The organism is Reichenbachiella carrageenanivorans (assembly GCF_025639805.1).
Classification (GTDB): domain Bacteria; phylum Bacteroidota; class Bacteroidia; order Cytophagales; family Cyclobacteriaceae; genus Reichenbachiella; species Reichenbachiella carrageenanivorans.
Genome location: NZ_CP106735.1, coordinates 971326 through 985315 on the forward strand (window position 1 = coordinate 971326; position 13990 = coordinate 985315).

The window sequence follows — 13990 nt, forward strand, 5'->3', positions numbered from 1 at the left end:
GCAAGACAAGCACTTTATGGACAGCCTGAAGGCCATACTGGTAGAAGAACCTGAAAACCTTGTAGCACTAAACGACCTAGCATTTGCATATACCTACACCAACTTGGATAGTGCCAGAGCCTTGCTACTACAAGCTATAGAGATCAATGAAAATGATAGTCTACAGCTAGGAATATCGAAAGAGACATTAGCCATTGTAGATGAAATCCAAGGCAATATAAGTTCGGCCCTTACCTTGCATTTTGAAAGTATCAAGATCTTTGAACAAATCAGCTCTTCCAAACACTTGGCATGGGCCTACAATGGCATGGGAGCGCTCCACTATCAGCAATATGATTACGACCAGGCATTGTTCTATTTCCTCAAGAGTATGGATATCAGAACGCAACTCAATAACCCCACAGAGGTAGCCAAATCCATGGTCAACATTGCCCTGATATTTAACAAGACTGAACAATACGACTCCTCACTCTTCTACTTACATAGTTCGTTAGCGCCTTTCGTAGATAATACTGATCAACTGATGGAAAGCATTGTTTATCTCAACCTAGGGAGTACTTTCTCCTACATGGAACAGTTTGATAGCGCAGAATATTACTTTAACAAGTCCGAGACCATCCAAAAAAAAATCGGAGATCATGAAGGTTTAGGCGTACTGTATCGAAAACTAGGAGAGCTATATAGTGAGAAAAAAGACCTCCTCAAAGCATTGGACTACTACACTTTAAGTCTAGAATATGTACAAAAACTCGGAGACATTGGTCGCTTCATAGAGACCAAACAGGCACAATACTTAGTTTATGAAGCAATGGGAGATTTTCAAAATGCTTACCAGATTCAGTCTGAGTATTTAATATTACGTGATTCGTTGATCAATATAAAAAACAAGGAAATCATCAATGAATACAATATCAAATATGAAACCGAACAAAAAGAACGTACCATAACTGAGTTAGAACTAGAGCAAAAAAATGCGGCCCTGGCATTCGCCAATTCTCAGAATCAGAGAAACATATTCATATTTGGGTTTGCCATTTTGATCATTTTCATTAGGTTTTTATACCATCGCTATACTACCAAAAAGAAAACCTCTGAGCTGCTCTCAGAAAAGAATGTGGAGATTACCAAGGCCTTAGAAGATCGTGAAATACTGCTCAAAGAAATTCATCATCGAGTCAAAAACAACTTACAGGTCATTTCCAGCTTACTCAACCTCCAGGCGGGTTCATTGGACGATGATGTTGCCAAAGATGCCGTAAGAGAAGGACAGTCCAGAGTAAAATCCATGGCACTTATTCATCAAAAACTATACTCAGCGGATGATGTACGTGGAGTAGATGTACAAGATTATCTTGAAAACTTATCCGCAGAGTTATTCCGTGCTTTCGGAGTAGATGAAGAAAAAGTGAATTGGGCCATAGATGCAGCAGGTTTGAAAATGGATATCGATACCGTAATTCCATTAGGTTTGATAATAAACGAGCTCATTACGAACTCCATCAAATATGCTTTTCAAGACGTTGAGCATGGATTACTAAACATTTCTCTTGAAGAAACCGGTGAAACTATGCATGTGATGGTGAAGGACAATGGAATTGGAATGGATGAAGATGCATTGAAATCCTCCAATTCCTTCGGGTGGAAAATGATCAAATCGCTTTCGCGTAAATTGAAGGCAGAGATTAATGTGAAAAATGAGCAAGGTACGACCGTGTATTTAACCCTATCTAGATATAAATTAGTTGTATGAGCAAACCCTCCGTCCTGGTAGTAGAAGATGAGCCACTAATAGCTGACGACATAGCCAGCATTCTTGAAAAAAATGGATACGACGTAGTAGATATAGTAGATGAAGTTGTAGACGCATTCGCATCCATTAAAAAATATAATCCAGATATTGCACTGCTCGATATCAATATTGAAGGCGACGAAGATGGCATAGATCTCGCAGAAAGACTTAATGTACCCTTTGTATTTCTCACATCTTACTACGATCAAAACACGCTTGATCGAGCCAAAAAGACTAATCCATCCGGATACATTGTGAAACCTTTCAACGAAAAGGACCTTATTGCTAATGTGGAAATAGCTCTATCCAGAACTCGAAAAAACAAGGCGAAAGTAGATTCACCAGAAAAACTTTTCTTAAGAAATGGTCAAGAGATTGTGTCAGTAATGTCTTCTGATATTGTCTATGTAGAGGCGTTCGACAATTACGCCAATGTTTTCACCGCAACAGAAAAGTTCATCATCAGTCACACACTCAAAAGCATAGAGGAAAAACTATTGCCATTTGGTTTCATACGTGTACACAGATCGTATCTCATCAATTTCGCCCATGTAGATTCTCTATCGGAAGGATACGTTTTTCTCAAAGGACACAAAGTCCAAATTGGAAAGTCCTATCGCAAAGAATTCATTGATGGCCTTAGTATGCTATAATGATTACTCAATAAAAATGTCCCTTCACTCAAAACATTTATCCCTTCGCTAAAAACCCTTTTCATTAGCCAAAGGCTAGGGGCAATTTGATGTGCTAAATCAAAAATTGCCTTATGAAAAACATACTCACTATCGTTTTCCTACTATCCTTGACCTGTACGGGTTTCGGACAATATAGTCTCATCAAAGACAAATGGGACGCCAGCTACTCTATTCAAGGAGGACTTGATGTGGCAAATGTGGCCTTCAGTTCTACGGGAGAAGTTTACGTTTTTGGAACCAATTTTACAGGCGGGGATCATAATGCCATCTTGGTCAAATATGATGCCAACGGCAACTACCAATGGGACGCATCCTATTCATCGTCATATGGTAACTCTGAGGATTTTGCCGTGAAGGTGGCGCTGGACGAAGATGATAATATTTTCACTGTGACCAACATTAACCCTGACGATGACCAGAATACCAGCGTTGCAAACGGTTTTATAATTCATAAGTACAATGACGCTGGAACACTGCTTTCAGAGTATGAAAATGTAAATGATTATACCGTAAAGTATGGACCAAAAGCATATGATTTCAATCTACAACATATCATAGGTAATGAACCAAACTATCTGTACCTCGCTACGACCAGATTAGAATCTGGTGGCATGGGTCTTGCTGCACGGCTGTGGCGATTTGATAATTCGCTAAATGTAGACGCCAGTTCATCATACGATAGTGAACTGGATGATATTCCATTAAGCTTGAGCGGGGTCTCCATATATTTTAAAAACAATTCCACTATACGATACGCAACTTGGAATCATTATTTTGAAAGTGGTGAGGACCCTGAAAGTACTCCGAGTGGTTATGATGTGGGATCGTCCATAGATAAACTAATAAAATTTGATAGATGGTATTTACTAAAGCTTGCCAATGGACAGTATCATATTCGGAGGAATAGTACAAATAGTGTGACGTATGATATTTCATACACTTTTACGGATATATATGATACGGGTAGTGAAATGCTCCTCACAGGATCCAAAACGGTTTCTGGACATGAAGAGATGGTGTTATTGGTTCTTAATAGAGATACAGGCGCATTGATAGAAGAAAAGGTGCTGGATGCCGATCATGGCACAGCTAGTTCTGTTGGTGTAAGTGTTTTTATTGGGTTTGGGAATAAAATAACTGTATTAGGCAATGTGGTAGAGGACGGGGTTCAATACCCTGGCTTAGTCACTTTCGACGAAGATACTTATGAGCAAATCGAGATTTCTAAATACACGTCTTCAGCATCTTCTCCCATAACACATGCTTATGAAGGAATAAACCAAGCCAATATATTGATCGGAAGCTCTGGGAGTTCGACTAAGATATATGCACTATGTATGGCATCATTTGCCATCACTTTAGGGAGTGATAAAACAGCCACAATTGGTGAGACTGTTGTGCTAAAAGAAGGTGTCACCAATAGGCCAAATGTGACCTATTTATGGTCAACAGGCGCAACGACCCAGACGATTAGCGTAACCGAAGGAGGTACGTATAGCCTCACAGTTTATAGTGAATACGGCTGTCCTGTATCAGACGAAATCAATGTGACATTCGTAGCAGCTCCGCCGGGCGGGCCTAAGCTCTTGGAGCCTGTGATTTCGTCTGTCGACCCAATCAGTCCGGTCATTCAATTTAGTTGGAAGAATGACGATCCTGATGCAGTCGATCATGTACTCGCATACGACCCAAACTGGAATCCCAATCCAGGCACTTACATTATAGCCTATAATGGCCCCAATACTTCGTATGATTTCGAAATATCAGCGCTCGCTGATTCTGAATATGATTTGGCCTTTTGGTCAGAAAATAGCGATAACGTAGGGTCTTCTCTTCAAAAAATGACATTGAATGCGTGCTCAGATTATGACATGAGTACGTTAGGGACTTACCTAAGTGAGTCTTCCTTGAACGGTCCTTCGGAGGTAACTGATGAGGGAGGAACGTTCACTTATTATCTCGGCGGATCTCATGGTCCAGATCTTGCAGGCTCCTTTTTTGATTGGGATTTACCAGAAGGATGGGAGCTTGATAGTTACAATGAAACACAAATCACAGTTGCTGTGCCCGCCGATGCTAATAGCGGACAGGTAGGTGTTCGCATTGTAAACCCATGCTCAGGCGAAGCTACATCTTACCTCACCAGAGAAGTATACATCATCAAAGATCAAACGATTGATTTTCCTGAGCCTGATGCTAGGCAAGTAGGAGCTGCACCATTTGATTTGGGAGCTACTGCTTCTTCTGGCTTAGCGGTGACTTATGACGCCAGTCCCACCGATATTTTGGAGATCAGCAATGGAATAGCTACTGCGCTAAAGGCCGGAACGGTAACCGTAACGGCCAGTCAGGCAGGTAATTCAGAATGGAACGCTGCACCGCAGGTGCAACAAACCTTGACAGTATCTAAAGGGGATGACGTCATTACATTCAATGAGTTGGACAATGTGGTCTGGAATGCTGATAATTTTGACCTGGATGACCTGGCCTCATCCAAAAGTGGAAGACAAATCACATGGGCAGGAACTGACGATCAAATTGCTATGATTTTGTCACTCGGGAGTGTGGATCCGAAGAAACCCGGCGCAATCACCATCACAGCTAGTCTGGCAGGTAATGACGACTGGAACGCCGCACCAAGTGTACAACAAACACTAACAGTAGAAAAAGCGAATCAAACGATTACTTTCTTGCCGTTTCCAGGGACTACAACTGATGATGAAGAGCTTTACTTCAGCGAGTACATTAGCATTACTTCTGGCTTGGTGACAACAAAACACAGTTCGAACACTTCCGTAGCAACCGTCGATGGAGGTGCTCTAACTATTCAAGGAGCAGGAACTACAATCATTACTGCATCTCAAGCAGGAAATGAATTTTACAATGCGGCGGAAAATCAGCAACAAACTTTAACGGTGACTCAGGTTTCTAATATAGCCTTTACTGAAGGCTCACCGACCATTTCGCATTACCATTCAGGCATTTACAGATTGGCTCTAGAGACCACAGATGATGGGTATGTTTATTACATCGTGGAGCCGAGTGGAGGAACTGCTCCAACCGCAGCACAGATCCAATCCGGACGAAATGCTGATGGCGATGTGGTGTTCAGGTCGGATGCGGATGAGATTTTCGCAGGATCGGAAACAACACTAGACATTTACGGATTGGAAGAAAGTACAGCTTATGACGTGTATTTGGTTTTGGAATCAGCGGACAATGAATTGCAACCTTCGGTCACCAAGCTCAGCCTTACCACTGAGACCCTTTCCAGTCTGGCTTGGAGTGCGGGCTATCCTCAGTTCGAGTATTTCTGCTGCGATACATACAGACTTCTTTTGCAGCTTACAGAAAATGGGAATGTATACTATGTGGTAGAACCAGAGGGTAGCGATGAACCCACAGCGGAGCAGATACAAAATGGAAACAATGCCAGTGGTTCGAGTGCCTTCAAAAGTGGGTCTGCCTATTCTCTAGTGGCTGGAGAAGAATATAGTCAAGCGCAAATCAGTGGTTTGTCAGAATCTACAGCTTATGACATCTACCTAGTAGTGGCGGATGAGGAATACAATGTTTCTCCGAACGTGACCAAAATGGAGGTGATGACAGGAGACTACAGTGCACCAGAGTGGAGCGAGGGATACCCTCAAATGGGTACTATCTCTTCTTTGGAGGCGAATGTAGCTATCGACTTAGAGGAAGAAACTGGTATGGTTTATTATGCGGTTTTTAGGAGTAGCAGCACAACTCACTTTCCAGCGAATTTGAAAAACGGAAGCAATTATCAAGCCCTTGACGAAGGTTCTGTTTCCGCAAGTGCACCAAACTTTACACTGAGCAACCTGAGTGAAGGGACAGACTATGACGTATGGCTAGTGGCTGAGGATGCAAGTGAAAACCTACAATCAACTGCTACCAAAATAGATTTCACAACTATAGATGATATCCATCCCGTTTTTGACGAGGGGTACCCTGAGCTATCATCGATCAATGAAACAGCAATAGAAATTCAGGCACGGCTCGATGAGCAAGTAACAATCTATGCTGTGGCACAAATCAGCGGAAACCCAACGCCAACGGCCGCACAGGTAGTAGCAGGCGAGGACTATCAAGGACAACCAGCAGCAGGAGCAGTCAACTCAGAAGGTGATGCGCTAGGCACCCATGTATTCGTGGAAATCACGGAACTTACGAGCCAAGTGGCCTATGATATTTTTGTAGTGGCAAAAGACCCTCATAGCAATACCACAGACCCTGTGAAACTCACTGCCACCACTTCCGATCAAACTGCTCCCATCGTTACACCAACATATCTGACCCAAATAGAAGTAACGGAAACTACCGCCACCTTCTCTTTTTCTCTAAACGAAGCTGGCACCTTCTACTACGTTCTAGATCCAAACGATGGCTCTACTCCTAGCCCAACACAAGTGATGAATGGGCAAATTGGTTCGGGAGAATCTGCACCTAGCTCGGAAAATATTGTGGTTCTGGCAGATCAAACTTACGAATTCGAATTGACAGGATTGACTGCAGCAAGTGAATATGAAGTGTACTTCGTTGCGAAAGATGAAAATGACAATGTCAGCGAGTATACTTACTCCTCGTACTTTGAAACATCGGACAGCACACCCCCTGTTTTTACAAGTACACCTGAAATCACTGCTGTTTCTAAAATGGAGATCTCACTCACGGCAAATATTAATGAATACGGATCGGTTCATGCAGCCATTATAACCGAAGAAGCACCCATTCCATCCGTTGCGGATCTGGCCAATCAAAACATAGATGGCGCCATATATCAAGGATCGTCTTCTCCAGAATATATTTCCATTTTCGCAACACTAGAATTAGGTATCACTTATCAACTCGTACTAGTAGCAGAGGATGAAAGCGGAAATTTACAAGAAACCGTAACCGTGTTGGACTTCACAGTGCCAGACGATAGAATTGATCAAGTCATTACGTTTGAATTGGCAAGTGAGGCCACTGTTGGAGATCCAAACCTTCCACTAAATGCTAGCAATAACTCTGGAATGGACATCTACTTCAAAAGCTCAGACGAAGATATCGCAATCATAGTCACGACTCAAGAAGGTATGCAAATACAAATAATCGGAGGAGGTACAGTAGAAATCACTGCTTATAATGAAGGTGACTTGACTCACAAACCAGGAGAGGCTTCGAAACTCTTAACCGTAGCTAAGCTAGAGCAAACCATAAATTTCACAACAATAGGCGATAAAGCCCTCGAAGACTCACCCATTGCCTTACAAGCATCTGCAAGCTCTAACCTCACGGTAGAATTTGTACTGCTCGAAGGTAATGGTGTGATCTCGGGAAATGAGCTAACCATAAATGAAACTGGCCTATTCAAAGTAGAAGCCATACAAACAGGAAACAATCAATACGATGCCGCACTATCTGTCATCCAAATTTTTGAAGTAGCTGCTCCTCCTGTCACAGCGGTAGCTCACGAGCTACTCAACCATGTACGCATCTATCCTGTTCCTTTTACCTCGTCATTTAGCATAGCACTTCCTGATCAGATCGAAGGACAATATAAATTGACGATCAACAGTCTAAATGGTACAAGAGTCTATCAAGCAGAATTAAATAGCAACGAACTCAGACATGAGGTCACCGAATTGAGTCAAATCCCAAGTGGGATATACTTAGTCCAGCTCTCACAAAACAATCAAGTGAAAACTTACAAACTGATAAAAAGCAATGAGTAGGATAAACCGCTCTTGAGTTAAGCCATAAAACCCTTAATTAGCCCGAATCAAATTCGGGCTTTTTTTATTACTCAAAAAAATAAGGATCTCTCCATCATGAGTGATAGGTCATCCTACGGTCTTCACCTGCTCATCCAAAATTCGGATGCCTTCTTCGAAACTGTGTGGTTGATAGCCCAAGGTTTTTTTTGCTTTGTCGAGCACAAAGCCCGTTTTGGGTGGCCGCTTGGCAGGCTGAGAAAAAGTACTTGCATCGACTTTGGTAATAACTGAGGCATCGAGCTGAAAATAGTCTGCCGTTTTCATGGCCATGTCATAAGGCGTAAGCATCTCTTCGCCAGAGATATTGAATATTCCAGTTGCCTTTTGCTTGGCTACCAAGTAACAGCCCATGGCCAAGTCTTCGGCCAGAGTGGGTGTACGCCACTGGTCGTCTACAATATTGAGTGGCTTGCCTTTTTCCAAATTTTCTTTTACCCAAAGAATGATATTGGAACGACTCATACCTGGTGTGATACCATAGACCAGTACCGTACGCAAGATAGCCCAGTCGCACTGGGCTGCTTGTACCAACTGCTCTGCCTCTCTTTTACTCTCTCCATAGTAGCTGATCGGATTTGCCTCATCGTCTTCTTTGTATGGCCCTGCTTCGCCGTCGAAAATAAAGTCTGTAGACAGGTGTATCAAAAAAGCTTGGTGGGCTTCACAAGCTTTCACTAAATACCCTACTGCGGCGACATTCAGTTCATGACAAGCCTCCTGCTCATGCTCGCACTGATCCACATTGGTCATTGCTGCCGTGTGGATTACCACGTCGGGCCGATACTTGTGCATGACCTCCTCCACCTGTGCAGCATCCGTGATGTCAAGTTCACAATATTCAAAAGGCGTCGCTAAATAATCGATCCGATTGTCCCCACGAGAGGTCGCCACGATGTCCACCCCTTCGTCCAACAGGAGCTTGACCAGTTTTTGTCCGAGCAAGCCATTCGAACCAGTGATTAACGTTTTTTTCATAGCTGAGCGAGTATTTTGAGGAAGTGATTCATTTGCATGCAAACATAAAAAATTAAATGTTTTTATATTCGCTAATAAACATCAAGACAAGCCCATCATATTTTTGAAAAGTTAACTCACCCTCATGGATACCGAAGAATACCGGAAGTCCCCTGGATTTCAAAACTTACTACTTATACTTTCTATATATGTAGTAGTAGAGCTCTATCTAGACACTATTCTAGATTATCCAGAAAACGTCAAAGAAGCATTGTCGTGGATCGACTTTGGCATTTGCATGCTTTTTCTTTTCGATTTTTTTAATGGTTTTTTCCGATCCAAAAACAAATGGAGATATTTTAAAAACAACTGGATAGACCTAATATCCTCGATCCCAACCATAGAGGCACTCCGCATGGGACGCATCGTACGTGTGATCAGGATATTGCGTGTATTGCGCTCCGCCAAGTATATTTTTAACGCCTTTAGTAAAAAGAATTCATTCAATACTTTCAGAAATCTGATGCTCATCAGTGGCATGATTATTTTATTTTTCACCTTGAGCTTTTATCATCTGGAGCGAAATGCCAACCCTCACATCACATCTATGTCGGACAGTCTATGGTGGACCACCGTGACGACAATCACCGTGGGTTTTTTGCAAGACATCCCTCCTGTGACCGTAGAAGGCAAGTTTTTGAGCGTGGCATTGATCCTGCTGGGGATGATTATGTTTTCGACACTTACAGGTACGATCACAGATTATTTCATCGAGGATGAAGACATTCAGGTCAACATTAACGAACTCAAAGCGAAGGTAGAGTCCTTGGAAGGTAAGATAGATCAGATGACCAATAAGATTGATCAGTTGAATAAGTCCTGATTTCAGACTAACATACTAAAGCCTTGGCCATATCAAACCCCATACAAAACACACCAAAGTTGCCTTCATTTGATGTGGATCATTATCTCTTACGGATCAATTGCCCAAAAGAGCATACACCATCTTTCAAATACCTGAAGCAACTACACAAGGCGCATTTACTTCACATTCCATTTGAAAACTTGGACATCCATATGCACAATGAGATCATACTGGACATTCATAAAATGTATCGCAAAATCATTCTCAGAAATAGAGGCGGCTTTTGCTACGAACTCAACGGTCTTTTTTATCATTTACTCAAGCAATTGGGTTTTGAGTGTCATCTTATATCTGCAAAGGTTTATAAGGGCAATGATCTAGGGCCAGCATTTGATCATGCAGCTATTTTAGTCTATTTCGCAGATCAAGTCTACCTCGCAGATGTCGGATTTGGACATTCCTTTCTTGAACCCAAGCAACTCACTCCAGGTCTTGTGCAAATGGACTACAACAGCTACTACAAAATAGACCGTACGATAGATGATGAATATATCCTCCTTGGCTCAGACAATTCATTTGACTACGAAGCCAAATACCTGTTTACGAAAGAAACACGGCAATTCGTCGAATTTATTGATATGTGCCAGTATCATCAAACCAACAAAAACTCTCATTTCACAAAGAAAAAGCTCATCACACAAGCCACTCCGCAAGGTAGAGTCACGCTTACGGACGACAAATTGATCACCATCATTGCGGGTAAAAAAGAGGAGCGACCCATCCTAAACCAGGATGAATTTTTGGTAAAACTCGACCAGCATTTTGGTATAAAATTAGTCCGAAAGCGTTAAACCAAAGCGTCCCAAAGCACCTCTACAGGGTGTTTGGCAATCTTGCCTGTACCGTCTTTGATCTGATGACGACAGCTGGTACCAGGTGCTGCAATGACCGTATCAGGTCTGGACTTGCGCACAGTCGGAAACAGCACCAATTCCCCTACTTTCATAGACACATCATAGTGTTCCTTTTCGTAGCCAAATGACCCCGCCATCCCACAGCAGCCCGACTGGATCATCTCCACTTTATAGTTTTCAGGAATGGACAGCGTATCCTTGAGCGTCAGCACAGAAGACAATGCCTTCTGATGACAATGTCCGTGAACTTTGATGTCTTTGTGCTCTCGTGAGAATTTTTCCTTTTTAATATTTCCTCTTCGGAATTCCCTAGTCAAAAATTCTTCGATCGTCAACGAAGCTTCCGCCAATGCTTTTGCTTTTTCTCTCCATCGGTCATTGACCAAGTCTGGATATTCATCCCGGATCGTCAAAATCGTAGAAGGCTCGATACCCACTAGCGGAATTTCGTTAGAGACTATATCAGCTAGAAGTTCTACATTTTTGTCAGCAATGATTTTGGCCTTCTTCACCATTCCTTTCGAAATAAGCGCACGGCCAGACTCCTTGTGCTCAGGAATAATCACCTTATAGCCCAACTTATCCAATAGCTTCACCGCTTTGATACCAATCTCTCCATCCAGATAATTAGTAAATTCATCACAGAAAAAATATACCTTCTTCTCTGCATTTCTACTCAGCAACTTACTCTTCTTCTGCTCATACCAGCTGCTCAATGTACGAGTAGAGACAGGAGGCATCGAGCGGTCTGAATGCACGCCCATAATGGCCTTGCCAATATTGCCAGTAAATTTATTGCCAAATATAAAATTGTATAGCGCAGGCACCTTGGAGGCTATTTTCATGCTGGATGCAAACTCGCCCATCATACGGCTTTTCAGCGGCATACCGTTAGCATCATAGTAGTTCTGCTGAAATTCAGCCTTGAGACGAGCCATGTCTACGTTAGACGGGCACTCAGACTTACAGCCCTTGCACGATAGGCATAAGTCTAGTACTTCCTTGATTTCTTCACTATCAAATTTATTGGCCTTGTCGGAATGCGTGAGAATATCGCGTAAGATATTGGCTCGAGCACGTGTGGTGTCCTTCTCATTTCTGGTGGCCATAAAACTCGGGCACATCGTCCCCCCACTACCGGCAGATTTTCTACAATCTCCAGAGCCATTGCACAACTCTGCAGAACGTAGCACCCCCTTATTCTTGTCCCAATTGAAATAAGTCTTGATTTCGTCATCTGGCTGATCAGCAGTATATCGCAAGGCCGTATCCATCGGTGGCGCGTCGGTGATCTTGCCTGGGTTAAAGATTCCTTTAGGGTCCCAAGCCTTTTTCAAGTCCTTGAGCAATTGGTAATTATTTTCCCCTATTTGCTCTTTGATAAACTCCCCACGAAGGCGACCGTCGCCGTGCTCACCACTTAGTGATCCTTTGTATTTTTTGACCAGCTTAGATATCTCCTCGGCCACTACTCTAAACATTTTGTGGCCTTCTTCGGTCTTCAGATTAAGAATAGGACGAAGATGCAATTCGCCAGAGCCTGCATGTGCATAGTGCACACAGCTCATATCATATTTTTTTAACGTCTCATTAAACTCACGAATGTAGGCTGGCAGGTCGTTTACGTCCACTGCCGTATCTTCTATTACTGGTTGGGCTTTAGCATCGCCTGGTATATTGGCCAACAGCCCCAAACCTGCTTTTCGCAAGGTCCATACTTTGCCCACATCACCTCCTTTGAGTACGGGGTAGTGATAGCCCAGTTTTTCTTTCTTGAGTTCAGCTATCAAATCTAGCACTTGATTGTCGAGCGCTTCTTCGTTGGCCGCGGCGAGCTCTACCACTAGGATTGCCCCTGGGTCTCCTTGTACAAAAAATCTATTTTTCTGCTGCTCGATGTTTTCTTTGGTACATTCCAAGATGTAGTGATCGATCAGCTCACAAGCATGTGGCTCATATTTAAGTGCTACCAAATTGGCGATCAAAGACTCGTTTACATCTTCGCAATGGATACAAACAAGGGCCTTGTCTTTAGGTGGTACAGGAATCGTAGCCACTTTGATCTCTGTGATAAACATGAGTGTACCCTCAGATCCAGCAATCAGTTTACAAAAATTAAATAGTTCTCCACTTTCGTTAAATGGCTGATTAATTGCCAATAAATCTACCGCATAGCCGGTATTTCTTCTTGCTATCGATGGTTTGGGAAACTCTCTTTCGATCTCCGCTCGGGTTTCTTCGGCAGAAAGTAAATCTTTTACATTTCGATACACCTCACCTTCGAGCGTATCTAACTTTAGCTTTGCTTCGAATTCATTAGCCGTAAGACTACCAAATGTGACCTCACTCCCGTCTGATAGATAACCTGTGACTTCGAGCAAGTGATCGCGGGTACTGCCATAGACTACAGAGTTGGACCCACATGAATTGTTGCCCACCATACCACCGATCATGGCTCGGTTAGCCGTAGAGGTCTCTGGCCCAAAAAACAGTCCATACGGTTTAAGGTGCCTATTGAGGTCGTCGCGGATGACTCCAGGCTGTACACTTACCCAGTTTTCTTTTTGATTAACTTCTAAAACTTTAGAAAAGTTTTTGGATACATCCACCACGATACCACTACCGACCACCTGACCCGCAAGGGAGGTTCCCGCAGTCCTTGGGATAAGGGAGGTATCATTGGCATTAGCAAACTCGATGAGTGTCAGCAAATCCTGCTTGGACTTAGGCATGGCTACTGCCAATGGCATTTCCTGATATGCAGAGGCATCCGTAGCGTAGAGCTTTCGCAATGTTTCATCCAAAAATAGCTCTCCTTCGAGCTTCTTCGCCAATCCTTTAAGTGCACGTTCCATGGCGGCAAAATTATGGATTTAACAATATAATTAGACTACCCTGACAATCACTTTTAATAAGCGACTTGTTATTTTGAATTATTATAAATTTCAGCGCACTTAATTGAAAATATTCTACCCTCTATTTTTCATTCAGCA

General features: G+C 42.7%; 7 protein-coding genes. 5 read left to right on the forward strand and 2 right to left on the reverse strand.

Annotation, left to right across the window (positions count from 1 at the left end):
* Nucleotides 1-16 precede the first annotated feature (16 nt).
* From N7E81_RS03835 to N7E81_RS03845, 3 genes are all read left to right on the forward strand, one after another.
* A complete protein-coding gene (locus N7E81_RS03835; RefSeq protein ID WP_263051959.1) occupies nucleotides 17-1750 on the forward strand; it encodes a tetratricopeptide repeat-containing sensor histidine kinase in 1734 nt (577 codons plus the stop codon).
* Nucleotides 1747-2442, forward strand: coding sequence for a LytR/AlgR family response regulator transcription factor (locus N7E81_RS03840; protein WP_263051960.1), 696 nt, complete (start codon nucleotides 1747-1749; stop codon nucleotides 2440-2442). Before N7E81_RS03835 ends, N7E81_RS03840 begins: the two co-directional genes overlap by 4 nt.
* A gap of 113 nt (nucleotides 2443-2555) precedes the next feature.
* Nucleotides 2556-8222: a T9SS type A sorting domain-containing protein gene (locus N7E81_RS03845; RefSeq protein ID WP_263051961.1), complete on the forward strand. Its 5667-nt coding sequence runs from the start codon at nucleotides 2556-2558 to the stop codon at nucleotides 8220-8222.
* Nucleotides 8223-8330: 108 nt separating this feature from the next.
* Here N7E81_RS03845 and rfbD read toward each other — a convergent pair whose 3' ends face one another.
* A complete protein-coding gene (rfbD, locus tag N7E81_RS03850) occupies nucleotides 8331-9239 on the reverse strand; it encodes a dTDP-4-dehydrorhamnose reductase (RefSeq protein ID WP_263051962.1) in 909 nt (302 codons plus the stop codon).
* A gap of 124 nt (nucleotides 9240-9363) precedes the next feature.
* Here rfbD and N7E81_RS03855 point away from each other — a divergent pair, with 124 nt between their 5' ends.
* Entirely contained in the window at nucleotides 9364-10101 is a 738-nt protein-coding gene (locus tag N7E81_RS03855) for an ion transporter (RefSeq protein ID WP_263051963.1), read from the forward strand.
* A gap of 23 nt (nucleotides 10102-10124) precedes the next feature.
* Complete coding sequence (locus N7E81_RS03860; protein WP_263051964.1) at nucleotides 10125-10934, forward strand: arylamine N-acetyltransferase family protein; 810 nt, start codon at nucleotides 10125-10127, stop codon at nucleotides 10932-10934.
* On the opposite strand, the gene N7E81_RS03865 is transcribed toward N7E81_RS03860, so the two are convergent.
* Nucleotides 10931-13852 (reverse strand): FAD-binding and (Fe-S)-binding domain-containing protein, encoded by a 2922-nt coding sequence (locus tag N7E81_RS03865; protein ID WP_263051965.1) that lies wholly within the window; start codon nucleotides 13850-13852, stop codon nucleotides 10931-10933. The two genes, N7E81_RS03860 and N7E81_RS03865, sit on opposite strands and share 4 nt — an antisense overlap.
* Nucleotides 13853-13990: the final 138 nt, after the last annotated feature.

What these genes read in the sequence shown, in the direction of transcription:
- N7E81_RS03855 (WP_263051963.1), top strand. Translation starts at nt 9,364, where the DNA reads ATGGATACCGAAGAATACCGGAAGTCCCCTGGATTTCAAAACTTACTA.
- N7E81_RS03835 (WP_263051959.1), top strand. Translation starts at nt 17, where the DNA reads ATGGACAGCCTGAAGGCCATACTGGTAGAAGAACCTGAAAACCTTGTA.
- N7E81_RS03865 (WP_263051965.1), bottom strand. Translation starts at nt 13,852, where the DNA reads ATGGAACGTGCACTTAAAGGATTGGCGAAGAAGCTCGAAGGAGAGCTA.
- N7E81_RS03845 (WP_263051961.1), top strand. Translation starts at nt 2,556, where the DNA reads ATGAAAAACATACTCACTATCGTTTTCCTACTATCCTTGACCTGTACG.
- rfbD (WP_263051962.1), bottom strand. Translation starts at nt 9,239, where the DNA reads ATGAAAAAAACGTTAATCACTGGTTCGAATGGCTTGCTCGGACAAAAA.
- N7E81_RS03840 (WP_263051960.1), top strand. Translation starts at nt 1,747, where the DNA reads ATGAGCAAACCCTCCGTCCTGGTAGTAGAAGATGAGCCACTAATAGCT.